A 24841-nucleotide genomic window follows, 5' to 3' on the forward strand; every position below is an offset into this window, starting at 1 on the left:
GGTGAGGTGGAGGAGACAATCCATCCACCTTCTTGTCCCGGCTGGTCGCGTGACCCATGTCCCCAGGGTGCGCGCGACCTCGAAACTTCCTGTCCCGCCGCGCCGTTGATGCGGCGGGACGTCCGCGTCTGCTCCGGTCCCACTCCGGCGAAACCGGCGGATGCAGAGAACGTGACGGCCCGAATTCTGCTCCGGCCGAACCACGAATCGGTCAACTGCGCGGACCCGTTCCGCGCACCTACACCCTGTACCCGAAAACGAGAGATGAAGAAAGCTGCCGCTGGTTTGTTCGCTGTTCTCGCTACGGCCGCCCTCGCCGGGACGGCCTCGGCCCAGGTGTGCGCGGGCTTCCCGTCGTCCGATCGCGGGTTCTACTTCGGTGGCCGCGCGGACTTCCCCGAGGACCAGGACTCCTTTGGTGTGGAGGCCAACTACAACGCGGCCGGCCCCATCGGCGTGTACGGCGGTCTGAACGTGATCACGATTGACGAAGTCGAAGATTCGGACACCAACGAGTTCTTTGCCGGCGTCGCGTTCGAGACGCCCGCGCTGGGCATGATGATCGGGCCGCGCGTGTCGGCGTGCCCGGTGATCGAGGGCCGCGTGCGGTCGTTCGAGGATTTCGGCGACCTCGTGCAGGTTCCCATCGGCCTGGGCCTGGGCGCTGACCTGGGCATCCCCGTGGGGCCGTCGGTGTCGGGCTACGTGCAGCCGCAGGTGGTGTTCTCGCGCTTCAACCCGGAAGACGACGACATCGACACCGAGACCGAGACCGACTTCGGCATCAAGGCCGGCGCCAACATCGGCTTCAGCCTGCTGACCATCGGCGGCGAAGTGCGCCACGTCTTCCAGGAAGACGCGGACCCGCTGTTCGCCATCCGCGTCGGCATCCGCCTGTAAGGCAGCTGCCCTGACCACAGCCGCCGGGCGTGCATCGCACGCCCGGCGGTTCTTTTTCCCCCTCCCACGAGCGCCATCCCGCCCACCTCGCCCCTCACCGTCATCCATCCCGTCTTCTCCCCACCTGACCCGCCTCCGCCCCGATCCGCCGTCCCACCCCGAATCCAGTCCTCAGTCCTATTCCCTATTCCCCATTCCCTACTCCCTATTCCCCAGCAGCCGACCCATTGCCCCTTTCCGCCACGGCGCTTTCAGCCCGCGACCGTGTCCATCTTACGCGTTTATGTGTCCGCATAGAGACACACCTGTGTCATCGTGGATGATGAAAAGTGTTGCACCGCAACGATTTCTCAGTTGGCACCGGTGATGCTTTACTCCACGGCGGGCACCGGACGTTCGGTATACAGCGTCGCGGTGCACGGACGGACGTGACCCGCCGGCGCAGAGCCGGCGGCAGACCACCGGGCACGGAGCCCGGAGCAGCGCAGCAGGCAGGCGCTTGCCGAGGCCGCCATCTGGGGCGGAGCGGCATGACACTTTTCAGGATGAACAAATCGTGAACAAGAAGCTGATCTTTTCGGTGCTGGTGGCGGGCACTGCCCTGACCTCGACCGGCCTTAGCGCGCAGGTTTCCAAGAACGCCGGCCTGCTGCTCAACGCGCACGTGCTCGGCAGCGGCCTCACGATCGAGGACGAAGATGCCGAGGGCGGCGTGGGCGCCGGCATCACGGCGGGCTACGGCTTCAACGAGAATCTGTCGATCTACCTGACGGTCGACGGCGCCAAGATGAAGTACGACGAGGGCAGCGACCCGACCGGCGAAGAAACCTACACGCTGGCGCAGGCCGACCTTGGGCTGCGCTATACCTTCGGCAGCACCGCCAACTCGCTGCGCCCGTACCTGAACGCGGCCGTCAGCGGCGTCAGCCGCTCGGACGAGTTTGACGACACCGATTTCACGCTCACCGGCCCCGCGGGCACCTTCGGCGCCGGCCTGCAGTACTTCTTCAGCCCGAGCCTGGCGCTGGACACCAACCTGCAGGTGAGCCTGGGCAAGTTCAACAAGTACACGGTGGACGGTGACGACGTCGACTTCGACGACGACGGGGAGCCGAGCCTCACCGGTTCGCGCCTGCAGGTGGGCCTGAGCTGGCATCCGTAATCGGACGCAGCACGCGGGCGCGGTCTTCGGACCGCGCCCGTTTTTTTGTCGATGGTGGTTCGTGAGACAAGGATGACCGGCGCCGCGGGCTGAGCCGGACGTTCACGGCGGGGTGCGAGGCGATACGGCTTTCGCATCGCGCGGCGACGCCGGGCCTCATCGCCCGGGTACGAAAAACAGGAACGGCCGCGGCGCGCTGATGCGCGTCACGGGCGTGCTTCCGTGCGTCCATCAACCTCGCAGATGCGGAGCGTTTTTCCGATTTTTTTTCCCGGTGGAATGCGGGATCTTTCCGTGATCGCGGCGTGTATCCGTCGGGCGCTGATCGCAAGAACATTCATTTCCGGACCCGGGCCGGTGACGGAAATGTGAACCTGACGGTGCCCGGCCAGACGGCACGGGCACGCACGCCGGCGGCCGCTGCTCCATCTCCGGAGAGCGTCGTGCCCGGCGCACCCTGCACCCCAGGATCGGCCATGAAGCGTACTCTGTTTGGCACCACGGTCGCGCTCGCGCTCCTTGCCCTGCCCGCGGCGGGGCGGGCGCAGACGGGATGGAGTCTGGGCGCGAACCTGGCCGGCGCATCGTTCAGCGGGGGCACCGGGCCCCGCGGCGGTCTGGGCGGCGGCGTGACGGTGGAGTACGGCCTTACCGAGCGCCTGGGCGTGTACCTGGCCGGGCAGCACAACGGCAGCGTCGGCACGGTAGACGACCAGCAGTACGGGGTTCTCACCTCCGGCACCACGCAGGGAGACCTGGGCCTCCGCTACCGCCTGGGCCGGTCGACCTCGTCGTTCCGCCCGTACGTGAGCCTGGCCGCCAGCGCCATTTCCCTGCACGAGAGTGCGCCCGTCAGCGGCGAAAACTCGTTCAGTTCCACCACGTACGGCTTGGCCGGCACGCTGGGCGTCGGCGTGCAGCACGCAATCTCCCGCCACACCGCGCTGGACCTGGGGCTGCAGCGCACCATCGGCGGATTGACGCGCATCAAGGCGGACGGAGAAGACCGCAAACTGTGGTCGGACCGCGGCTTTGGCGCATCGAGGCTGCGGGTGGGCATCACCTGGCGCCCGTAGTAGCCTGACTGGTTCTGTTGGATGAGAAGCCCCGGAATACCCACTGTGTTCCGGGGCTTCTGGCATGGTGCACCGATCGCCGCGGATCGGTGGGACGGACGGATATGCGTTCGGCGTGGATGGCACTCTGCCGGCTCAGGCGGTGCGATCCAGTTCCCACCGCTGCAGTTCGATGAGATTGCCCTCCGGATCCGCCGCGTACACGAAGGTGATCCGACCCTTCCCCGGCACGACGGCTTCGGTGATGCGCCCGACCTCCGCCCCGCCGTGAAGCACGACCTCGGCGAGCACGGCGGCAACGTCATCCACCTCAAACGCGATGTGGCCGAAGCCGGTGCGGTTGGCCACCTGCGGCGGATTCGGCTCCATCGACGAATACGAGTACACCTCCAGCGTCGGCCCCGCGTCACCGAATCCCGGAAGGCGCAGATGCACGCCGTTCAGCCGCGCCCCGGGCACTCCGGTGCCCGCTTCCAGCCACGCCCCGGATTGCGAGCGCACCGGCGGCACCCGCACGCATTCAAACACCTGCTCGTAAAAGGCGGCCAGCCGCTCCCAGTCGCGGGCCACCACGTTGGTATGCGCGTACTTCATCATGCCTCCCGTCGCGAGAACCTGTGCATCTCCGGCCACCCGGAGTGCAGCATCAGGTGAAAGATACGGCTTGGGATGGCCGGCGGCGCCGGTTGCATGACCCGCTGCGTGGTTGTGGGTGTCGCAGGCAAAACGCCGTTCCGCTTCCGTGGTGAGTGGGTCCTGGCGGAGCCATCGATGAAGAGAGCCCCGGGAGACGCGATCGTCTCCCGGGGCTCTCCATCATTCGCTTCCCGCCATCCGGCGAAAGGATTACCGCTGCTGCATGGGAAGCTGAATCATGGGCATGGCGCTGCCGCTCACCTGGGGCATCTTGCCGTCCCAGCGCTTGGTCATCTCGTACTGCACCAGCGTGCCGGTGATGCTCTGCGAAAGCAGGCGGTTGGCCTCGGCCTGGGCCTGCGCCTCGGCCAGAATCGCCTTGGCGCGGCCGGCCGCCTTGATGCTGTCGCCCTGCGCCTGGTACATGTTCTTCTGCAGCTCGTTCTGGGCCGTCAGCGCCTGCTGCTGCATCACGTTCTTGGCGTTGATGGCGTCCATGACGGCGCCCGGCGCGCGGATTTCGTTGATGGTGAACTGCTTGACCACGAATCCGTACGGAGCCAGCCGCTGGCTCAGCAGCCCCTGCGCCTGCATCACCGTCTGCGCCTTCTTGGGGCCCAGGATGGCCGCGATCTCCTCGCTCCCCACCACCTCCTGCAGCGCCTGGCGAATCGCCTGCTTCAGGTAGCTGTGCTGGATCGTTTCGATGTCCGTGCGGAACGTCTGGTACAGCAGCGGCGCCCGCGCGGGCTCCAGCTCGAACGAGAGCGACACGTCCATGGAAACCGGCTGGCCCTCCATGCTGTTGACGTTGATCTCGTCGTTGCTGTTGTTGGTGTTGGCGCGCGCCAGCACCAGCGTCTGCATGTAGACGGGATACTCCTCGATCCCCGTGGTGAACGGGTTTCGCAGGTGCATTCCGGCGCTCATCGGCTTGGGATCCACGCCGCCCCGCAGCTTGTGAATCACGATTCCCACGTGCCCGGGGTTCACGTAGGTAAACGCCTGCGGGATGCTGATGAGAAGGATGAGCGCGACGGCGACCCACCCCCAGGCCATTCCGCGGAACATGCGGCCCACGCCGGCACCGACCGATGACGACGACGGGCGTTTGGAACCGGGCATCTTGATGGCGTCCATGATTCTGCGTTGTCATCCGCCGTGGCGGACCTTGAAAGGAGTGCGCCCCTGCCGGAGCGCTTCAGGCGGCCGTACCGATCGTGGCCGCGGGGGAGAATACGGGGCGGGGAGGGGGCGAGTTTCGCCGTAACCGGCTGCGTCCGCTGCGCTTCAGCTCTGGCTGGGTCTGCTGACCCATCCCGGCCGTGAATGCGGATGCGTACCGTTGTCGGGCAGTTCGCGACGGAAATCAGACGCTCACTCCCCATCAGGATCCACGGCCATGACCGATACGCTTGCCCCCGCGCACTTTCTGAACGCCCGTCTGGACGCCGCATTTGGCGATCCCGCCGATCCCATGGCGCTGCTGGACGCTCGCGCCGCGGAGTTTCTGGCCGGTCAGCAGTCGATCGTGTGGGAGTGCGACGCGGCCACCTTTGTCTTTTCGCACGTGAGCCAGTCGGCGAAGGAGATTCTGGGCTACCCCGCGTCCCGGTGGACGGACGAGCCGACCTTCTGGGCCGATGTGGTGCTGCATGACGACGACCGCGAGGCGTCGGTGACGTTCTGCGTGGCCGAGACGCAGTGCGACCGCGACCACGACTTCGAGTACCGGGCGCGCGCCATCGACGGCCGCATCGTGCGGCTGCGCGACTACGTGCGCGTGATTCCCGCGACGGGGGATGCGCCCAAGCGGCTGCGCGGCATCATGCTCGTGATCGACTGACGCACTTCAACAGAAACGCCTCACGCAGAGCAGCGGAGACGCAGAGGATGATGGAAAAGGATGAGAAGCCTTCATCCTCATCCTTGCCTTCTCTCTCTGCTGCTCTGCTGCTCTGCGTGAGGCGTTGTTGCTGTTCATCGCGCCGCCCAGGTGCGTCAGTCGCTCTCGAGCCGGGCGAGGTTGCCCCGGGCGATCACGGAACCGGCCTGGCCGGCGCGCCGGTACCAGGCCGCGGCTTTCCGGTGGTTCTCCGGAACCCCCAGGCCGCCGTCGTACAGGGCGCCGATGCTGTTCATGGCCTCGGCGGAGCCGAGTTCGGCTGCTTTGCGATACCACGCCATCGCCATCCCGTAGTCCTGGACGGTGCCCACGCCGTCCTGGTGGCTCCGGCCTACCGCCAGCATCCCGCGCCGTGATCCCGCGGCCGCGGCTGCGCGGTACCATTGGAGCGCGAGCGACGGGTCCCGCGGCACGGCCTGCCCGAACTGGTACATCGCTCCCAGATCGACCATGGCCTCGATGGAGCCAGCTTCGCGGGCCCTGCCGTACCACGCCAGCGCGTCGCGGTAACCGTCTTCCGTCATCCGCCGCGCGGCGAGGTGGCCCAGGCTGCGCATGGACTCCGCGTGGTGCAGCAAGGCGGCTTTTTGGAACCATTCCCTGGCCAGGTGCTCTCGCCGGTCGGTGCCCTGACCGGCGAGATACGCGTTGGCCAGCACGTACATCGCGTGCGGGTTGCGCTCCTTCACCGCACCGTCGTGCACCAGCCCGAATCCGATCCCGGGCTGCGAATCCACGCCGCGGCCGTTGAGGTACATGTAGCCCAGGCACCCCATGGCCTCGCCGTCTTTCGCGGCCACGCCACGCGCGAATGCCTCGGCCGCGGCCGTGTAGTTCCGGTCGTGGTACAGTGCCTTGCCGTCCGCCACGTCCTTTGCGGGTCCCCCGAGAGCGGCGGATGCCAGCGACATCGCGCCCTGACCGGGTGCGTGCGTCTTGACGTCCGTGGCGGAAACCGATCCGCAGGCAATGTCGGAGGCAGTAAGCTCCAGCGGGACGGGCGGCTCCCGGACCAGCCGCGCCGTCGTGACTGCGCAGGCGAGGGCGGCGGCGGATGCAAAGGCGACAACGCGGGGACGGACCCGCGGAAGCGTTTTTACCAGGACAAGATCGGCGGCGTCTTTCTTCTCACCCAGCAGAATCTTCGGGTATTCGGACTCCAGTATCCCGTGTACCTGCAATGCCGTCAGCCCCTTGTCGAACGCCCTGCGAACCGAGTCGCCGTTCGCGATCGACTGATAGAACCGGCTGTTGAAGATGATGGCGGCGTCGTCGCTGATCTTGCTCGTGGTACCGATGGCGCATCCCACGATGTTCGCGATGGCCTGCGCGACATCGTGACTGGAGCACGCGGCGACGACTACCAGCCGCACCGGGCCTTTGTACTGCCTGAAAACCTTCGCGAGCGCCTCTGCATCCACGTTGTGAGGATGGAGCCCGTCCGCGTGCACGAACCTGAGGCCCTGCTTCCCGCCGTGCCCGCTGAAATGCACGATGCGCGCGTCCGCATGTTCCAGGAAATCCAGAAAGTCGTCCGCCCGCGCGGCACCGTGCGCCTCAAAATGGAGGCGATGTGCATGGCGCGCCTTTCTGACCTGTGTCTCGATCCGGTGCATCTCCTCGGCGATCTCCAAAGGCGCGCCGCCGGGCCGGGCGAGGATGGGGTCCGCCGAAAAGAACAGGACTTTGGTCTTTCGCATGATGGACTCACACAAGGATTGAAGAACGCAACATTGATCATCAGACATACTGCAAATCAGCTGCACCACCAGCGCAAGCCAGCCCTAACTTCACCGGACTGCACGGACGCCGGTCCATCCACCGCTCCGATCCCGGACGTATCTCGCTCTTCTTCTCCTCCTCCGTGACCTCCGTGCATCCCCCGTGACCTCCGTGTGAAACGGCAGTTCCCTTTGCCGTTCATCCACAAAACACGGAGCGAGGATCAGGACTCGGCTTCGGAGTCGCCTCGGCCGCGGTGCCGGTCCTTGGGGTCGCGGTTGGCGATGCGCGCTGGCACCAGCGTGCCGCGCCCGTACTTTCCGCGCAGCTTGTCCGACGCTTCCGCCAGCCGCCGGTCGCGCTCCGTTTCGCCGCTCCCTTCCACGTCGGCGAAAAGCTCCGGCTCCGCTTCCTGCTCCGGCCCCAGCTTGCTGACGCCCACGCCCAGCAGCCGGATTCCCCCCGCGCGCCGCGCCAGCAGTTCGCGGAACAGCTCCCGAGCCACGGCGTAGATCGCGCGGTCGCTTTCAATCGGCTCCGGCGCGGTGCGGCTGGCACTGCGGTCGGTGAAGTCGGCGTAGCGCACGCGCACGGTCACGGTGCGTGCCCGCAGCCCTTCCGCGCGCAGCGAGGCGCCCGTTTCCACGGCCAGCATCAGCAGCCGCGTTTCCAGCTCTTCGCGGTCGCTGATGTCCATGGGAAACGTGCGCTCGTGCGACACGGACTTCTGCGGCCCCCGGCGCGACACCCGTCCGCCGTCCTCGCCGCGCGCCAGGCGGTGCAGCCACGGCCCGCGCGAATCGCCCACCCAGGAGACCACCGTCGCCAGGTCCTGCACGGCCAGGTCGCGCACCATGGTCACGCCGCGCCGCCGCAGCGACTCGGCGAGCGCGGGCCCCACGCCGGGGATGTCGGACACGGGAAAGCGCGCCATGAACTCCGCCTCGCCTCCCGGCGGCACGATGCACACGCCGAACGGCTTGTTCACCGACGCGGCGATCTTGGCCAGCGTGCGCCCCGTCGCCCCGCCGATGCTGATGCTGATGCCCGTGCGCTCCATCACCTCGCGCTGAATGCGCAGCGCGGTCTGCTCCAGCGGCTCGCCGTGGTACATCAGCTCCGTCCCGGTGAGGTCCAGGTAGAACTCGTCCACGCTGGCCGCCTCCACCACGGGGCTGAAGTCGTCCAGCACCGCCCGCACCTCCACGTGCTTGCCGCGCACGACCTCGCCGGGGACGGGGGCGAAGACGGCGCCCGGGCACAGGCGCACGGCGGTGGCCATGGGCATGCCCGCGTGCACGCCGAACGCGCGCGCCGCGTACGAGGCGCTGGTCACCACGCCGCGCCCCGTGGGGCTGCCGCCCACGATCACCAGCTCCGAGCGGCCCGCGCCCTCCGGGTCCGCCAACATGGCGCAGCGCACGAAGTACGAGTCGCAGTCGGCCAGCAGAATGCGCGGTTCGCTCAAGACGCGGAGGCGGAAGCCGTTTTGTGAGGGGATGATGAGCGGCACCGGGCGGGGATGGTGCCGCGGCGCGCGACGAACAATAATGCGGGCGATGACGGAGCGGTATCGCCGCCCGTCCCCGCCTTCCTTCCCGCCCGTTCCCTGACGGAGCCGCGGCGGGCAACCCTCCCGCATCTACCGGCATCCCACTCGCCGGACCCGTGAGCGGACCATGGACGATACCGACAACCACCTGATCCACCAGGCCCGTCAGGGCGACGGCGGCGCCGTGCGCGCGCTGTACGAACGGCACGCCCAGCGGGTGTATGCCGTCGTAAAGCGGCTGGCCGGCCACGACGACGCCCTGGCCGAAGACTGGGCGCAGGAAGCCTGGGTGCGCGCCATCCGCGCGCTTCCCACCTTTCGCGGCGATGCACGCTTCACCACGTGGCTGCACCGCATCGCGGTGAACAGCGCGCTGCACGGCCGCCGCACCCGCATGCGCAAGGCGGGGCGCGAGACGGTGATGATGGACGACACGTTCTCCGTTCGCGCGGTGGCGGATACGTCCGTGCTCAAGATCCGTCTGGAGCGCGCGATGGAGCAGCTGCCCGAAGGGATGAGAAAGGTGCTGGTCCTGCACGACGTGGAGGGCTACACCCACGAGGAAATCGGCGAGATGCTGGGCGTAACGGCCGGCACCTGCAAGAGCCAGCTCTTCAAGGCCCGCGCGCGCATGCGCAGGCTGCTGGCTCCGCGGCCCGCCGCAGATGAACCCGCGGAGGAGGAGATGGCCGCATGCGCCACCTGAACGACGAAGCGATCGCGCGGCTGGTGGACGAGCCCGCCGAGCCGCACGAGGCCCAGCACCTTCGCGAGTGCCTGGTCTGCCGGCGCGAGCTGATGGAGATGCGCGCGCAGACCACGGCCCTGGCCGAACTGGCGGACCCGCCGCTTCCCGCGGAGGCGTGGGACCGGCTGGAGGCGCGCCTGCGGGACGAGCGGCTGCTGGACGGCCCCGCGCCCGTGCGCCGCGGCTGGGTTCGCCTGCACGGGGTTCGCGCCGCCGCCGCCGTCGCCCTGTTCCTGCTGGGCGGCGCGGCGGGCGCGGCGCTGTGGAGTCGGCGCGGCGCTCCCTCGCCGCCGCTGGCGCTGATCCCGGCGCAGAACGCCACGCGCACCGCGCCGTCCCCGGCCGCTGAAGGGGAGGCGGATGGGGGTGCGGAACTGTTTGCTCCCGCTCCGGCACGCTCACTGATGAGCCCGGTTCCGTCCTCACCCGCGGGCGTCCGGCTGGTGTCCACCGCACAGCCGGAACCCGCCACCACGCGGATCCGCACGCCGGACCCGCGTCCCCGGGCGTCCGCGCCGCGGCCGGCGCCGGTGCGCGTCACGCGGCGGCAGGCGGAGCAGGCCGCGCGCGAACTGGTGCAGGCGCAGGCGGCGTACGTGGCGGCGCTGCAGCGCTATACCGACATCGCCGATCCCGCCTCGGGCAACGACGCCGATACGCGGATGGCCGCGCTGGACCAGCTGATCGAACTCACCGGCGCGGCGCTGGAGCGCACGCCGGAGGATCCGGTCATCAATGGATACCACCTGGCCGCCACGGCCGAGCGCGACCGCCTGCGCCGCGAGCAGGCCCGCGATGCCGAAACCAACTGGTTCTGATTCAACCTGTACGATTGGATGGAGACACACCCATGAAGCTGCGTACCCTGGTTCTTCCACTGCTGGCCGCGATGCTTGCCTTTCCCGCCGCCGCGCGGGCGCAGAACGATTCCACCCCATCCCGCAGGCCGGGGATGCTGGGCTTTACCTTTGATGTCCGGACGCGGCAGACGTCGGACGCGCCCGCGCAGCACACGATCCGCGTGACCGACGTGCTGGCCGGCTCCGCGGCGGCCCGCGCGGGAATGCGGGAGGGCGACCTGATCGTGCAGGTGAACGGCGCGCCGGTCGCCGACGTGCCGCAGGCTTCCCCCCTGCTGCAGGTGAACGAGGGCGACGCGGTGCGCATCCGCGTGCGCCGCGTGGACGGCGAGCACGAGCTGCGGATGGTGGCCGGCGCGCGGCCCGCGTCGCAGCTGGCGGGGATGGCTCCGTCGGAGCGCCGCCGCGTCATCATCCGCGAGGGCGTGCCCGGGGCGCCCGGCGCGCCGATGCGGGAACGCCGCCGCGTGATCGTGCGGGGCGCGGATTCCCTGACCGGCACGCATGACGACGAAGTGCGCGAGATCATCATCGAACGCGATTCCCTGGTGCGCCGCGGGGAGCGCCGTCGTCTGGAGGTCACGGTCGACAGCGTGCGCGGGCGGCGGGGCGAGCTCCGCCGGACGATCGTCATCGACGGCGACACGGTGCCGCATGCACGCATGCACCCGTCCGTGGAACGCCGCGTGGTGGTCATCAACGGGGATACCGTGCGGGACGGCGAAGGCTTTACGATGACGGTGGATACGCTCAGCTTTCCGGTGCAGTGGCTGGCGTCGCGGATGGACAGCCTGATCCGCGTGGTGCAGACGGACTCGTTCATTGCGTCGCGGCTGGATTCACTCACCGTGGTGCTGCGCGACAGCCTGCCCCGGCTGCTGCAGTTCGGGCCGACCCAGCAGGCGTTGCGGGAACTGCCCGACATGCAGCGCCAGATCATCCGCCTGGGCGAGCAGACCAGCATGATCAACGTGGGGCCCTCCGCGCGGGCGTTCTTCATGGACGCGGGGCGGGCGGCGGCGGCCGGCGCCCAGCTGGCGGAGATGAACGAGGGCCTCAGCCGCTACTTTGGCGGAACGAGCGAGGGCGTGCTGGTGCTGGAGGTGTCGCCGGGGAGCCCGGCGCGCCGCGCGGGGCTGGAAGCGGGCGACATCATCGTGGGCGTGGAGGGCGGGGTGGTGCAGCGTCCCGAGGACGTGCGCGCCGCGCTCACCCGCGACGAAGACGGCAGCATGATGCTGAACGTGGTGCGCCAGGGCCGCCGCCGCGAGATCACGCTGCAGTGGGACCCCCAGCGTGACTGGGTGCGCGTCCTTGCCCCGTCGACGGTGGAACTCGACATGGCCTCTCCCCACGCCCCGCCCTCGCCGCCGCGGCCCTGAGCGGACGGGCAGGATGACAAAGGGCCCGCTCTCCGGATGGAGGGCGGGCCCTTTCTGCTTATGTTGATCACCATCGCTTGGCCAGGCAGCCGGGCTTGTCATCCAGAGACACGCCGTGTTGACCAGGACCGGTCAGATGACGCGGCCGTCGGCCAGGCGGATCAGCGGCGGCGGATGACGGTGGGGGCGTGGGCCAGCAGCCGCGCGAGCGTCTGCCGCTCCGCGCGATAGGCGGGGTTGAAGTCCGCGCGGGGCGCCACGCGGGCGGGCGCGGCGGCGTAGGCCATCGCCATCGCGGGATCGACCGGCTGGCCCTTGCGACGCACTTCGTAGTGCAGGTGCGGCCCCGTCGCCAGCCCCGACATCCCCGTATACCCGATGACGTCGCCCTGCCGCACCGGCTGCCACGGCCGCACGGAGACGGCGGAAAGGTGGGCGTAGCGGGTGGCGTACCCGTTGGGGTGCTGGATCTCGATCAGGTTGCCGTACCCGCCGCGCGGGGCGGCGTAGGAAACACTTCCATCCGCCGTGGCGTGAACCGGGGTGCCGTACGCCGCGGCGTAGTCCGTTCCCGTGTGCGGCAGCACGCGCCCCAGCAGCGGGTGCATGCGGTTCATGCGAAAGGGCGAAGTGACGCGCAACGTGGGAAGCGGGCCGGCCCAGGTCTGCGGGTCCAGCGACTCCCCCGCGTCGCCGTAGTAGCCGGGCTGCTCGGCCTGATCCACGAGGTAGACGGTGTGCAGCCCACCGCCCACGGCCGCCTGCGCAGCCAGCACCTGGATGGAGCGCGTGGTGCCGTCCGGCCGCCGCGTGCGCTCATACGCCACCTTGAGCCGCCCGCCCGTCTTGAGCGCGCCGTCCTGGAGGATGGGGACGAAGATCTTGTCCAGGTGCCGCCCCACCATCTCGCGTTCCGCGTCCGTCAGGTCGCTGGCGATGACCCGCAGCGCCTCGCCGAAGGTGCCGCGCGCGAATCCGCCGATGAGCAGCGTATCCGTGGTGACGGGAATCGCGTGCATGGGCGGCAGCGTGGCCAGTTCCTGCTCGGCTTCGCGCGGCTCGGCGGGGAGCGCGGCGGCACCAATGCCCAGCACCGCCGCCGCCGCGACGGCAACGACGAGCGGAGACGGCCGCCAGGGCCGCCGCGTGCTGCTGGGAAATGCGCTCATGGATGAAACGGAACGATCCGGGTGGGCACGCGAGCGTGCACCGATGTGTTGGGGAGACAACAAGATAGTGTCCGCCGGGATCGAACGGAAGCGCCTCACCGTCAGCCGCGGGCCCACTCGCGCGTTGCATGAGGGAGCAGAGCGGACGACTGCTTCGGAGTCGCGTATCAGCAGAGGCGATGGCGGTGCATGCTGCCGCTGGCGTCATGCTGAGTTCATCCGCATTTTTTGAAGGAGATCCATTCCGCTCCCTCCGCTGATCCTGTCGACCGCACTGCCCGATCGCGTTTGTTGCCGGAGCAGGGAACCCGCACCGGCATTCGCCGAGTACAAGCGTCCGCACGTTTCCCATCCTCATCTCCTTCCGAGGCTCGCATGCTTCCTCGATTGCTGCTGGCCGCCCTTCTGGCCGGCGCGGTGTCCGCGCCGCTCGCCGCGCAGGGCGTCATCATCCCCGGCGAATGCAACGACTGCCGCCCGTGGACGCCGGGCCGTCCCGCCGGCATCCCCGTAGAATCCGTCACGTTCGAGACTACGGTAGAGGGCCAGGTCGCCACCACGCACGTGACGCAGGTGTTCCGCAACGAGACGGGGAGGGTGATGGAGGGCACCTACCTTTTCCCGCTGCCGGGCGAGGCATCCATCACCGAGTTCGCCATCTGGGACGGTGACCGGCGCCTGGCGGGAGAGGTGCGGCCCCGCGCGGAGGCGCGGCGCATCTACGAAGACATCGTACGCCGCGTGCGCGACCCCGGCCTGCTGGAATACGCGGGGCAGAACCTGTTTCAGGCCCGCATCTTTCCCATCCCGGCGCGCGGCACCAAGAAGCTGGAGCTGACGTACACGCAGGTGCTGCGGGCGGAAAACGGGAGCGTGGGCTACCGGTACCCGCTGGGCGTGGGCCGCAACGCCTCGCCCGTGGAGCGGCTGGAGGGCACGGTGCGCATCAACGCGCGGAGCGGCCTGCGCGCGGTGTACTCGCCCACGCACGACGTGGATGTGCGGCGCGAGGGCGGGCGCGCGGCGACCGTGCGCTTCACCCGCGGCGCGCGGACGGAGCAGCGCGACTTTCAGCTCTTCTACACGCTTTCGGAGGTGGAAGTCGGCCTGTCGCTCTTTACGTACCGCGAGCCCGGCAAGGACGGCTTCTTTCTCCTGCTGCTGTCGCCGGATAACGAATCGCAGCGGCGCGAGTATCCGGCCAAGGACGTCGTCTTCGTGCTGGACGTAAGCGGGTCGATGACGGATGAGGGGAAGATGGAAAAGGCCCGGCGCGCGCTGACGTACGGCGTGCGCGGGCTGAACCCGGGAGACCGCTACAACATCATCGCGTTTTCCGGCGAGACGCGGCTGATGGAAACGGGGCTGATCGCGGCGGACCGGGCCGGCATCGCGCGGGGCGTGGCGTTCGTGGCGGGGCTGCAGGCGCGCGGCGGAACCAACATCAACGATGCGCTGATCGAGGCGCTGGGCCAGTTTCCCGCGACGGGCACGCGGCCGCGCATGCTGGTGTTCATGACGGACGGCCTGCCCACGGTGAGCGAGACCAACGTGGAGCGCATCGTGGCCAACGTGACCCGCGCGCGCCGGCCGGGGCTGCGGCTGTTCACATTCGGCGTGGGGTACGACGTCAACACGCGGCTGCTTGACCGCGTGGCGGCGGAAAACGGCGGCACGGCGGACTACGTGGCGCCCGAGGAGGACCTGGAGGTCAAGGTGTCCGGCTTCTTCGACAAGGTGAACCACCCGGTTCTCACCAACCTGGCGCTGGACCTGGGCGCGGTGCGCACGGACCTGGTGTATCCGCGCGCGCTGCCGGACCTGTTCAAGGGAACGCAGATCGCGCTGGTGGGGCGCTACCGCAACGACCGCGACCTGAGCGCCATCACCGCGCGCCTGACGGGAAACGCGTCGCCCACGCAGACCTTCACCTATCCCGGGCTGCGCTTTCCGCTGCGCGACGAACGCCACGAGTTTCTGCCGCGCCTGTGGGCCACGCGGCGCGTGGGCTGGCTGATGGAGCAGATCCGCAGCTACGGCGAAAACCGCGAACTGGTGGACGAGGTGACGGACCTGGGAACGCGCTACGGCATCGTCACGCCGTACACCTCGTTCCTGGCGCTGGAGCCGGGGGCGGGGGAACGGGGGCAGGTGGGGCTGGACCAGGTTTCGGTCACGGGTGCCCCGGTGCGGCGCCGCGACGGGCAGGCGCCGCCTCCTCCTCCTCCTCCTCCGCCGGCCATGGTCCCCGCGCCGGTGGCCGCCAGCGGGCAGGGCGCGGTGGAGGCCAGCCGCTCCAGCCGCGCCCAGCAGGAGGCGCTGAACCTGGACGAGGTCGTCGTCACGGGAATGTCGGGCGGCACGGCGGCCAAGGCGGCGGTGCAGCGCGTGGGCACCCGCACCTTCCGCGAGATGGATGGCGAGTGGCGGGACACGGAGATCACGGACAGCACGCGGCTGGCGGAAACCGCGGTGGTCTTCGGCTCGGATGAGTACTACGCGCTGATCCGGCGGATTCCGGAGCTGGGGCGGTACTTTGCGCTCGGCACGCGGGTCGCGGTCATCCACGAAGGCCGCGTCTACCGCGTCCGCGAGCGCTGACCGGCGCCGCGTCTCTACGAAAGATGCGGGAGGAAAGACGAGGGGCACGGAGCGAGCGCTCCGTGCTCCTCGTTTCGTCAGCGACCGAAAACACCCGCGTCAGGGATGCGGCGGCTCGGTCGCCGTCTCCGCGGGCCGGTCTGCCGCGGCGGTAAGCAGCACGCCGAACAGCACCAGCGCCGCGCAGGCGTACCCGGCCGCGCTCAGCCGCTCGTTCCACATCAGGAAGGCGGCAAAGGCGGCGACGACGGGTTCAATGGTCGCCACCGTGGCGGCGCGCGTCGCCTCGATCCGCTTCAACCCCGCGCTGTAGAAAACGTACGACGTGTAGGTGGGGACGATGGCGAGAAAGGCGAGCGCGCCCCACGCCGCCGCTGATTTGGGATGAAAGCGCACGGCGGGAAGGATGAGGAGTGCCGCGGCGGGCAGCGCGTACATGAAGAGCGTCGCCGTCGCGTACCGCTCGAAGTAGCGCTTGCCGAACAGGTAGTACAGCGCGTACGCCAAGCCGGAGGCCAGTCCCCACCCCAGCCCCGCGGCGGTCAGGCGGATGCTTCCGCCGCCGGTGGACAGCGCGATTCCCGCCACCCCCAGCGTGGCCAGGGCGAGCGCGGCCAGCTTGCGCCCTGTCATCCGCTCGGCGAGGAAAAGGACGGAGAACAGGGCGACCCACACCGGCGCGGTGTACAGCAGGATGGCGGCGAGGGCCGCGCCGCCGGCCTCCACCGCGAGCGAGTATGTGGCCAGCAGCCCCGCCACGCCCGTCAGCCCGAACGCGATCACCATCGGCACGTCACGCTTCTGCAGCCACGGGCGCTGGATGACGACGGCGTGCACGGCGAACAGGCCGCCCGCCAGCATGCCGCGCCAGAACGCAATCTCCAGCGGCGTCAGCCCTTCGGCGAGGGCGATGCGGGTCACGGGGCCCATCAGCCCCCAGAGGACGGCGGCGACGGTGACGAACAGGGTTCCCATCGGTTTCCGGCGGATGTGTGAGGTCGCGCAACCTACGCCCGCGCCCGCGATCCCGCACGCCGGACTTGCGCGCAGGGGTGCCCGCCGCGATCCTCCGCCAACCGATCCATTCCCCCGGCCCCCGCCCATGCCCATCAACCGCTTCTTCGTCATCCTGAACGCCACCGCCGGCCGGGGCGCCGCCGCTGCGTTCGGACCGCGCCTTCGTGAGGAGCTGGAAGCCGCGGGGGTGGAGCACCTGATTGTGCAGACGCAGCGGCGGGGGCATGCCGCGGAACTGGCGGAAAGCGCGGCGCGCGCCGGCTGGCCCGCCGTGGTGGCCGTGGGCGGCGACGGCACCGTGCACGAGGTGGTGAACGGCCTCATGCGCGCCGCGGGGGACGGGCCTTCCACGCCGCTGGGGATCATTGCCGTGGGGAGCGGAAACGACTTCGCCAAGCTCGCGGGCGTCCCCGCGAACTCCATGGCCGCCCTGGCCCGGCTGTCCGTCGCGGAGCCCCGGGCGGTGGACGTGGGCTCGGTGAACGGGCAGTGGTTCAGCAACGGCGTGGGGATCGGGCTGGATGCGCAGGTCGCCATCGAGGTGGACCGGCGCCGGCGGTTTCGCGGGATGGCGATGTACCTGAACGCCCTGGCGCGCGTGCTGCGCGCCTTTCGCCCGCGCCGCATGCGGCTGGAACTGGATGGCGTGCTCGTCTCCGACCTGCCGATGACGCTGGTGACCATCGCTAACGGCGGGCGCCATGGCGGCGGATTCTGGATCTGCCCCGACGCGCGGATCGACGACGGCGCGCTGGACATCTGCGCCTGCGATGCGCTGGGCACGGCGGGCATTCTGCGCTTTCTGCCCCGCGTGATGCGCGGCACGCACGTGGGCGCGTCGTGCGTGCACATGCACCAGGCCCGGCGCGTCCGCATCACCAGTTCCGACCCGCTCCCCGTGCACGCGGACGGCGAAATCATCGCCGAAGACGCCCGCGAGCTGGATATCGTGATCCACCCCGGCCGCCTGCGCGTACTGGTGTAAGGGCTTGGGGTGGATAGGACGATAAACGGAAGCGGCGCCGACCCTCATGGTCGGCGCCGCTCTGCTTTCGGCATCTGGGCTCAGAAGCCGCGCCTGGCGCGAATCCGCTCTCGCAGGAGAGCCTTCTCCTCGGTGATGATTCGCAGCCGTGCGCGCAGTTCCCGATCCCTTTCCTCAAGGTTGTGCGCCGCTTTCTGGAACTCGCGCGCCCATTCCAGGAACGCGTCGCTGCTTTGCTTTTCAGGCATGGGCGTTTTCCACTCCGTCATTGCTGGGGTGCAAGCGCGCTGTCACTTTCCGTCTCTTCCAGGTCCAGCCGAGAAAGAGTGGCGTTCATAACATGGACAATGGATACAATCGTGTCAACCCGTTCGGTGAGTACACGGATGTGTTCATCCTCCAGACGCCCTGCCTTGTCCAGTTCGAAGCTCGCCCCGTCGGGTCCCACTTTCCAGCCGCGAATAAGTGGCGGCGGCTGCTTCCACTCGCCGGTTCTGAAAAAGAACACCGCGCGCCGCAGCAACGACGTGATTCCCGCGACGAGCAGCATGAGGATAAGCACGGCTGCCAGCGTAATGGCCGTCTGGCTCACGCCGCGCGCGGGCTGCCACGCCGGGATCAGCCGGTCGAGGAGCGGCTGCTGGGCCGTGGCGGACTTTTCGGGATCGCCGGCGGGTCTGCCGGGCGCGCGAAGGGGCGCCGGCGCCGCGGAGCGGGGCTTGGGTGAGGTTGTGCCCGGCGTGGGATGCGGCTGTGCGTTCCGGGCCGGCGCCGGGCTCTGCTGCAGAATCATGATCATGATCTGCACTTACGGGTTCACGATGTTGATGCGCGCCCCACGACGCCGGGCTCGCGTCCGTTCAATGCTGAAATCTGAACGGACCGAGCACTGCTGGCAACGTTTGGAGCACGCCCGGAACGTGAACCGTTGCGGCGCCTACTTTTCTATCGTGACGCCCTTCCAGAAGGCGACATGGTCGCGAATGTTGGCCGCTGCGTCCTTCGGTTCCGGGTAGTACCAGGCCGCATCCTTGTTTTCCTCCCCGTCCACCACGACGCTGTAGTAGCTCGCCGTCCCCTTCCAGCCGCAGACGGTATGCGTGTCGGTGGGCTTGAAGTGCTCCGCGCGGATCGACTCCGGCGGAAAATAGACATTCCCCTCCACGACTTCGAACCGGTCGCTTTCCGCGATCACAGTGCCGTTCCACGTTGCCTTTGCCATCACTTCTCCTGTGTTCAGATGACCGCGCCTCCGGAAGATGCCGGTCAGCGCGCCAGAATGGCGGCGGCCTGCTCCGCAACGGCGTCCAGTGTCTGAAACGGCATCAGCCGCCCGCTCGCGACGTCATAGATGAACGTGCGCTGCCTCGTCTTCGCCGTGTCGGCCGCGGTGGGCTCCATCGCGTACACCAGCATGCGGCCGGGGCGGATGGGCGCGTACTCGCTCACCCGCAGCGGCGGACGGACCACGGGGCGCAGGTTGCGGCCGTCCAGCCCGCTCACGTACAGGGCGCGCGGATCGCGCTCGTCCAGGCGGCCGTCCCGGTTGCCGTCCTCCAGCGCGACGTCGTACGCGATCCAGTCCTGCGCCGGGTCCGCCATCCCCTCGGCCGTGCCGTCGCCGGGAACGTCGATCACGCGGATGTACGCCGGGCGGTCCAGCAGCAGCCGCGCGCCCTGGTCATCCACGAACACCACGTTCACCGTGGGCCCCTGCGCCACACTGGCGGACCCGGAGCCGTAGCTGGTGCGCCCCGGCTCCGGCGCGCGGTACACACGAATGATGCGCGTCGCCGTCCCGCGCACGCTGTCCGGCAGGCTCATCCGCAGCAGGTCCGGCTCGCGTGCGGGGGAGCCGGCCTCGCGCGCCACGCGGACCGCATCTTCGCTCGCGCCGCGCGTGCCCATCCATCCGGCGGCCGCCACGAAGCCAAGAACCACGATCACGCCCAGCAGCAGCACGCCGATCGTCAGCCAGACGGCTCGCAGCGCACGGTCCACGTTCAGCTTCATGCGGCGGAGAAGGGGAGGAGGGAAAAAGGCTTTGTGCAAGGTGCGGCGGAGCGCGGCGCCCGGCAAGCCGCCGCGCCCTCGTCATCGGCCGAAGCTCACCGCAGGGTGGGCGTCCGGAAGCGCTCCAGGTACGGATCCGCGCGGACCAGGTCGTAGTCCGGCGACTCGTCCACAAAGCGGCGCAGCAGCGGTCCGTGCCCCGAGCCCATGATCACCAGCACGCGCTCGCCGGGCTGCGCCACCCGGGTGATGTTGGCGAAGATCTTCAGATTCCGCTCGTACCATCCGGCTACCATCTCCGCCCCGGGATAGACGGTGTCGCGGCCGACGGGGACGAACAGCAGGTACTTCGCTTCCAGTGAATCCATCATCGCCCCGTTGTTCACCCGCACCACCTCGCCCAGCGTGGAGGTGCGGATGGTGCTGTCCATTCCCGCGACGATCGCCTGGATCTCGGTGCCCATCCGCTGCGCCACGTGGCCCTGGCCATTGCGGGTGGCAAAGGCCATCACGCCGTCGATGTCCATCCCGTGCTGGTAATCCACCGTGTACACGCGGGGATGGTTGAGGCGGGCCGCCAGCCGCAGCCCGATCTGCTCGCGCTCGTCGCGTCCGAGCGTGTGCGACCCGGTGCGGTACTGTTGATAACGGGCGTTCCACAGGCTGTCGTACGCGGGCTCGGCCTCCAGCGCGATGCGCGTGGGACGGAACTCGGCGATGGCGGCGACCAGGGCCTCCATCTCCGCCTGCCGGCGCGGCGCGAGCACGTCGTCCACCGTGGGATTGTTGTAGTCCATCCCCGGATTGTCCCAGTGCGGGGTGCCCAGCACCATGACCTGCGGCCGCGCGGAAGACGGAGCGGCGGGGGCCTGCGCCTGGGCACGCGCGGCAAAGAGAACGAGGAGCAGCGCGGGCAGGCCGCGCGAACGGAGCGGAGCGGGACGCATCATTCGGAAATGTCGGGAGAGGGCGGGGGTGGGCCGCGAAACCACGGCGGCGACGGGGCCGTACGCTCCCTCCCGGGCCGCGGTTTCGGGCGATTGCGGGTCACCTGACCCCCCTCGCGGACGGTGGCCGAAAGCGTGCTCCGCGCACGCTTTCGGCCGTGGCGCGGGAGGGCCCGGCAGAGAGGAACCTTACGCCCGGGGGCTGGTACTGAACCGTGTGACGAGAGCGGCGGAAAACAGTACGCCGCGACCGTTGACGCGCATCGTGGGCCGCTCTACTTTGTGCGCCCCCGTACAATGGTTACGGGCTCTCTCAACCTTTTTTCCATCCCCGGTGCATTGAAGATGGCGTTCGCGTTCGCCCCTGGCCTCATGGACCTCCCCGGCTCGTTCCGGGCGCGGTTCCGCATGGGCATGGCGAACGCATGCGCCGGGGACGGCGGCGGGACGCACGCGTAGCTTCTGGCACGCGCCGCTCCCTCCGCCGCCCGCCGCAACCGCGTCGGGCGGCTTTGTTTCGCACTGCGGCAGAGCTTTTGCAAGTCCGCGCCCATCCGCGTTCGTTCGCGGAAGCAGGGCCGGACCCTCTTCGGAAGGGCACGTGAAGAACGACGACACGACCACGCAGCGAAAGGGAGCCCGCCGCCGCAAGCGGTCGGCACCCAGCCTGGACGGGGGCTTCGGCGTAGCGGCCGAAGACCAGTCCAGTCTTGACCAGTACCTCAAGGAGGTCAGCACCCACTCGCTGCTGACCCCCGCGCAGGAAGTGGAGCTGGGCAGGCGCTCGCAGGTGGGCGACGAGCAGGCAGTCGCCGAGCTGGTGCGCGCCAACCTGCGCTTCGTGATCTCGGTGGCCAAGAAGTACCAGAACCGCGGCGTCTCCCTGGCTGACCTCATCCAGGAAGGCAACGTGGGCCTGGTGACGGCCGCGCGGAAGTTTGATCCGGAGCAGGGCGTAAAGTTCATTTCCTACGCCGTGTGGTGGATCCGGCAGGCCATTCTGTCGGCCCTGGCCAACCAGGGGCGCAGCGTGCGCGTGCCGCTCAACCGCGCCAGCGACCTTGCCAAGATCTTTCGCGAGCGCGAGCGGCTCAAGCAGGAGCTTCGGCGCGATCCCACGCCGCAGGAACTGGGCGAAGCCACGGGCCTGTCCGTGGACATCGTCGAGAGCCTGCAGACGCTGAACGCGGCCGAGATCCGCCTGGACGCCCCCATCGGCGACAGCGACGACAGCCAGCTGATGGACCGCTTCGTGGCGGATTCCGCCATCGAAACGGAGGACGAGGTCGAGGAGCGGCTGCTTTCCGAGCGCATCGACAAGGCGCTGGGCACGCTGCAGCCGCGCGACGCCAAGGTGCTCAAGCTGTACTTCGGCCTGGAAGGCGGACGCGAGCACACCCTGGAAGAGATCGGCGACATCCTGGGCGTGACGCGCGAACGCATCCGCCAGCTTCGCGACCGCGCGCTCAAGCGGCTGCGCGAGGGCGAGATGGGCGAAGCGCTGGCCTCCTTCGCCGCGTAATGCGCATCCGCACCGGTTCGTACTCCACACGGCACTCTTCCGCACGGAAGGGTGCCGTTGTGTTTTCCGCCACGCGCGTCCGGACTGGCCGCGCGCACCCGTACCGAAACACCGAATGCTGACGGGCACGATCAGACAGGGGCAGGGCGGCATCTACGAGGTGGAGACGCCGGACGGCGTGGTGGAGGCCTCCCTCCGCGGCCGGCTCAAGCGCGACGAGCGCTCGGGGGGCAAGGTCGTCGTCGGCGACCGCGTGGACCTGGAATCCGAGGCGTCGGGCGAGGGAATCGTGTGGGCCATTCAGCGGGTGCACGAGCGCACCACGCTGCTGGAGCGCCGCTCGCCCGGCAAGGCGCCGCGCTCCAAGCCCATCGTGGCCAACGTCGACCAGGTGCTCATCGTGTTCGCCGCGGCCAATCCCGATCCGCACCTGCGCATGCTGGACCGCTTTCTCGTCATTGCGGGAAGCAGCGGGATCGCGCCGCTCATCGTCATCAACAAGGTGGACGTAAAGGGCGAGGCGGCGGCGCGGGCCTTTTTTGCGCCGTACGAAAAGGCGGGGTACCGGCTGCTGTTTACCGCGGCCAAGGCGGGGATAGGGGTGGATGAACTGCGCGAGTCGCTCTGCGGGCGGCTGTCCGCGCTCACCGGGCCGTCGGGCGTGGGCAAGAGCAGCCTGCTGAACGCCATCCAGCCCGGGCTGGGGCTGCGCGTGGCCGCCATCAGCGAGGCGGTGAACAAGGGCAAGCACACGACGGTGACCGCGCAGCTGATTCCGCTGGACTGCGGCGGATGGGTGGCGGACACGCCCGGGCTGCGCGAACTCGGCCTGTGGGAGATCGACCGCGACCAGCTGCAGTTCTATTTTCCGGAGATCGAGCGGTTGCTGGGCGGATGCCGCTACCCCACCTGCAGCCACATCCACGAGCCGGACTGCGCGATCCGCACGGCGGTGGCCGCGGGGGAGCTGGATGCCGGCCGCTACGACAGCTACCGCCGCATGGTGCTGGGCGAGGACGACTTCTAGACCGGTCGATGGAGGGCTGTGATGACGTCCGCCGTTGATGCTGATCGAGAATGATCACCGCTGTCCGATGATTCGCGACGGGGGCGACTGAAGTCGCGGCAACAACGGCGCGAAGTCCGCCTTCGCGGACTGTGGCGGAAAGACAGGCGCGGACGGCGACGGGGCAGCGCGCTGGCCGCTTTCCAGGAGCGAGTGAATACGCCGTTGGAGAAGCACGAAGTCCGCCCTCGCGGACTGTGGCGGGCATAGGCGGTGCGGGGGGCGACGTTGGCTTGGCGAAAGGCCAGATCCTTCGTCGGCTCCAGAGCACGGCGCGGCGGACACTTCGGCCGGCGCCTCTTCAGGACGACCTGTGTCGTGCGCTGCGGTGGAGGATAACAGCTTGGGATTTGTTGAGATCGTCTGTGGCGGATAACGAAAGAGGAGAGCAGACCATGTCTGCTCTCCTCTTTCGTTTCGCTGATGGCGAAGCAGCCGTCAGGGCGTGCCCACCCGCTGCGCCGCACCGATGCTGCGGGGCTCGGGCGCCTGGTCGATGCACCGCCCGGCTTCCCACGTCTTGCGCCAGGTGCCGCCGTCGCGCGAGATCGCCTCGTACCAGCTTTCGCGCACGCCAAAGATCTGGATGAGCAGTTCGGGCTGGCCGGCGCCGTTCCAGTTCAGGTGGTCCACTGCCTTGGGCGCGCCCTTGCCGGTCTTGGCGTAGGAGCGCACTTCCTGGTAGATGGGCGTGTACCCCGCGCGCTGCTCGTAGTCGCCCACGTAGAACACGCTCCACGCGTCCGGCTCCGCCGCGCCAAGCCCGATCTGGTCGCCCACCAGGTAGGTGGAAGCCATCTCCGGATGCCCGCCGCGGATCAGGTCCAGCGCCTGCAGGTCACGCATGGCCCCGCCCCAGCTGCGCGGCCGCTGCAGGCCGTTCTGCAGCACCAGCCGTTCGGCCACGAGGGAAGCGTAGCGGCGGATGGTGCCATCCACCTGCGGCGGCGAGTACTCGCCCATCACGTCCGGCGCGAGTCCCTTGCGAAAGGCCAGGAACTCGCCTTCCGCCGCGGCGGCGGCCACCGTGGTGGCCTGCCCCTGCGCCGTGGGCACCCCGCACGCCGTGGGACGCGAGGGCGTCTGGATGGTGAGCGTGCCCACCTGCGAGCCGCGCCGGAACAGCACGAACTGCGCGTTCAGGGGCATCACCGCCTCGCGGAAGCGCTGCTCGTACGCCTGCGGCGACACGCCCGCCGGCTTCTTGATGGTGCGCAGCGAATCGCCGGAGATCTCTGCCACGGGAATCAGCTGCGCAATGCCGTTCTGCGCGCGGATGACGTGAAAGAGCACGGGGCCGGTGGGCAGCGCCATTCCCGCGATGGCGCCCGGTTCCGGGCCCGTCGCGTCTTCGCCGCCCGGGGGCGGCGGCGTGACCACCTGCACCGACGCACCGCCCCATTCCACGTTGTCGCAGGCGGCCGGAGCGGTTAGAATCAGGAGCGCCGCCACGCGGGCGGTGCGTGCTGCTTGGACGCGCATGGTGCGGTTCTGTCTGTCGGAAGAGCGGGCCGGCCCATCCGGACGGCCCGGCTTTTGTTTGGGGATCGGTTCGACCCCGCAGGCCGCGCGCTCCG

23 protein-coding genes are annotated in these 24841 nt (G+C 69.1%); 11 read left to right on the forward strand and 12 right to left on the reverse strand.

Translation table 11 applies throughout. The features are described 5' to 3' along the window. Window positions 1–264: 264 nt before the first annotated feature. The 3 genes from HNQ61_RS10915 to HNQ61_RS10925 all read left to right on the forward strand — a co-directional run bounded on the left by HNQ61_RS10915 (window position 265) and on the right by HNQ61_RS10925 (window position 3138). Complete coding sequence (locus HNQ61_RS10915) at window positions 265–900, forward strand: outer membrane beta-barrel protein (protein WP_170034441.1); 636 nt, start codon at window positions 265–267, stop codon at window positions 898–900. Window positions 901–1456: 556 nt separating this feature from the next. Beyond that, complete coding sequence (locus tag HNQ61_RS10920) at window positions 1457–2062, forward strand: outer membrane beta-barrel protein (RefSeq protein WP_170034442.1); 606 nt, start codon at window positions 1457–1459, stop codon at window positions 2060–2062. Between the two features lie 476 nt (window positions 2063–2538). Next, the gene (locus HNQ61_RS10925) at window positions 2539–3138 is read left to right on the forward strand and encodes an outer membrane beta-barrel protein (protein ID WP_170034443.1); all 600 of its coding nucleotides are present in this window, start codon (window positions 2539–2541) and stop codon (window positions 3136–3138) included. A 135-nt stretch (window positions 3139–3273) separates the two neighbouring features. On the opposite strand, the gene HNQ61_RS10930 is transcribed toward HNQ61_RS10925, so the two are convergent. Together HNQ61_RS10930 and HNQ61_RS10935 are read right to left on the reverse strand one after the other, a co-directional pair. Further along, entirely contained in the window at window positions 3274–3732 is a 459-nt protein-coding gene (locus HNQ61_RS10930) for a VOC family protein (RefSeq protein ID WP_205761455.1), read from the reverse strand. Window positions 3733–3984: 252 nt separating this feature from the next. Continuing rightward, complete coding sequence (locus tag HNQ61_RS10935; RefSeq protein ID WP_170034445.1) at window positions 3985–4914, reverse strand: prohibitin family protein; 930 nt, start codon at window positions 4912–4914, stop codon at window positions 3985–3987. Window positions 4915–5176: 262 nt separating this feature from the next. On the opposite strand from HNQ61_RS10935, the gene HNQ61_RS10940 reads away from it, so the two are divergent. Next, entirely contained in the window at window positions 5177–5620 is a 444-nt protein-coding gene (locus HNQ61_RS10940) for a PAS domain-containing protein (RefSeq protein ID WP_170034446.1), read from the forward strand. Window positions 5621–5775: 155 nt separating this feature from the next. Here HNQ61_RS10940 and HNQ61_RS10945 read toward each other — a convergent pair whose 3' ends face one another. Then, window positions 5776–7380 carry a CHAT domain-containing protein gene (locus HNQ61_RS10945; protein ID WP_170034447.1) on the reverse strand — a complete coding sequence of 535 codons (1605 nt, stop codon included), beginning with the start codon at window positions 7378–7380 and terminating at the stop codon, window positions 5776–5778. 245 nt (window positions 7381–7625) lie between these two features. Next, window positions 7626–8870, reverse strand: a complete 1245-nt coding sequence (locus HNQ61_RS10950; protein WP_170034448.1) for a Y-family DNA polymerase — start codon at window positions 8868–8870, stop codon at window positions 7626–7628. Window positions 8871–9081: 211 nt separating this feature from the next. On the opposite strand from HNQ61_RS10950, the gene HNQ61_RS10955 reads away from it, so the two are divergent. From HNQ61_RS10955 to HNQ61_RS10965, 3 genes are read left to right on the forward strand one after another with little or no spacing between them, the layout of a single operon-like run. Continuing rightward, a complete protein-coding gene (locus HNQ61_RS10955; RefSeq protein ID WP_170034449.1) occupies window positions 9082–9660 on the forward strand; it encodes an RNA polymerase sigma factor in 579 nt (192 codons plus the stop codon). Further along, window positions 9648–10520 (forward strand): hypothetical protein, encoded by an 873-nt coding sequence (locus HNQ61_RS10960; protein ID WP_170034450.1) that lies wholly within the window; start codon window positions 9648–9650, stop codon window positions 10518–10520. The genes HNQ61_RS10955 and HNQ61_RS10960 overlap by 13 nt, the downstream gene beginning before the upstream one ends. A gap of 32 nt (window positions 10521–10552) precedes the next feature. Next, on the forward strand, window positions 10553–11944 hold the full coding sequence (locus tag HNQ61_RS10965; protein WP_170034451.1) for a PDZ domain-containing protein: 1392 nt from the start codon (window positions 10553–10555) through the stop codon (window positions 11942–11944). Window positions 11945–12105: 161 nt separating this feature from the next. On the opposite strand, the gene HNQ61_RS10970 is transcribed toward HNQ61_RS10965, so the two are convergent. Then, window positions 12106–13113, reverse strand: coding sequence for a M23 family metallopeptidase (locus HNQ61_RS10970; protein WP_170034453.1), 1008 nt, complete (start codon window positions 13111–13113; stop codon window positions 12106–12108). Between the two features lie 375 nt (window positions 13114–13488). Here HNQ61_RS10970 and HNQ61_RS10975 point away from each other — a divergent pair, with 375 nt between their 5' ends. Next, entirely contained in the window at window positions 13489–15714 is a 2226-nt protein-coding gene (locus HNQ61_RS10975) for a VIT and vWA domain-containing protein (RefSeq protein ID WP_170034454.1), read from the forward strand. A 99-nt stretch (window positions 15715–15813) separates the two neighbouring features. Here HNQ61_RS10975 and HNQ61_RS10980 read toward each other — a convergent pair whose 3' ends face one another. Further along, window positions 15814–16689: a DMT family transporter gene (locus tag HNQ61_RS10980; RefSeq protein WP_170034456.1), complete on the reverse strand. Its 876-nt coding sequence runs from the start codon at window positions 16687–16689 to the stop codon at window positions 15814–15816. 127 nt (window positions 16690–16816) lie between these two features. On the opposite strand from HNQ61_RS10980, the gene HNQ61_RS10985 reads away from it, so the two are divergent. Then, a complete protein-coding gene (locus tag HNQ61_RS10985; RefSeq protein WP_170034458.1) occupies window positions 16817–17716 on the forward strand; it encodes a diacylglycerol/lipid kinase family protein in 900 nt (299 codons plus the stop codon). A gap of 80 nt (window positions 17717–17796) precedes the next feature. On the opposite strand, the gene HNQ61_RS10990 is transcribed toward HNQ61_RS10985, so the two are convergent. The 5 genes from HNQ61_RS10990 to HNQ61_RS11010 all read right to left on the reverse strand — a co-directional run bounded on the left by HNQ61_RS10990 (window position 17797) and on the right by HNQ61_RS11010 (window position 20679). Next, on the reverse strand, window positions 17797–17964 hold the full coding sequence (locus HNQ61_RS10990; RefSeq protein ID WP_170034460.1) for a hypothetical protein: 168 nt from the start codon (window positions 17962–17964) through the stop codon (window positions 17797–17799). Window positions 17965–17981: 17 nt separating this feature from the next. After that, a complete protein-coding gene (locus HNQ61_RS10995; RefSeq protein WP_170034462.1) occupies window positions 17982–18515 on the reverse strand; it encodes a hypothetical protein in 534 nt (177 codons plus the stop codon). Between the two features lie 138 nt (window positions 18516–18653). Continuing rightward, entirely contained in the window at window positions 18654–18938 is a 285-nt protein-coding gene (locus tag HNQ61_RS11000) for a DUF427 domain-containing protein (RefSeq protein WP_170034465.1), read from the reverse strand. A 44-nt stretch (window positions 18939–18982) separates the two neighbouring features. Beyond that, on the reverse strand, window positions 18983–19729 hold the full coding sequence (locus tag HNQ61_RS11005; RefSeq protein ID WP_170034467.1) for a hypothetical protein: 747 nt from the start codon (window positions 19727–19729) through the stop codon (window positions 18983–18985). Between the two features lie 95 nt (window positions 19730–19824). Then, window positions 19825–20679 (reverse strand): DUF5694 domain-containing protein, encoded by an 855-nt coding sequence (locus tag HNQ61_RS11010; protein ID WP_170034469.1) that lies wholly within the window; start codon window positions 20677–20679, stop codon window positions 19825–19827. Window positions 20680–21277: 598 nt separating this feature from the next. On the opposite strand from HNQ61_RS11010, the gene HNQ61_RS11015 reads away from it, so the two are divergent. Both HNQ61_RS11015 and rsgA read left to right on the forward strand, forming a co-directional pair. Then, entirely contained in the window at window positions 21278–22198 is a 921-nt protein-coding gene (locus HNQ61_RS11015; RefSeq protein ID WP_205761457.1) for a sigma-70 family RNA polymerase sigma factor, read from the forward strand. Window positions 22199–22313: 115 nt separating this feature from the next. Beyond that, window positions 22314–23225 carry a ribosome small subunit-dependent GTPase A gene (rsgA, locus tag HNQ61_RS11020; RefSeq protein ID WP_205761466.1) on the forward strand — a complete coding sequence of 304 codons (912 nt, stop codon included), beginning with the start codon at window positions 22314–22316 and terminating at the stop codon, window positions 23223–23225. A gap of 477 nt (window positions 23226–23702) precedes the next feature. On the opposite strand, the gene HNQ61_RS11025 is transcribed toward rsgA, so the two are convergent. Further along, on the reverse strand, window positions 23703–24746 hold the full coding sequence (locus tag HNQ61_RS11025; RefSeq protein ID WP_170034471.1) for a hypothetical protein: 1044 nt from the start codon (window positions 24744–24746) through the stop codon (window positions 23703–23705). Window positions 24747–24841: the final 95 nt, after the last annotated feature.

The sequence above is a fragment of the Longimicrobium terrae genome (genome assembly GCF_014202995.1).
Lineage (GTDB): Bacteria > Gemmatimonadota > Gemmatimonadetes > Longimicrobiales > Longimicrobiaceae > Longimicrobium > Longimicrobium terrae.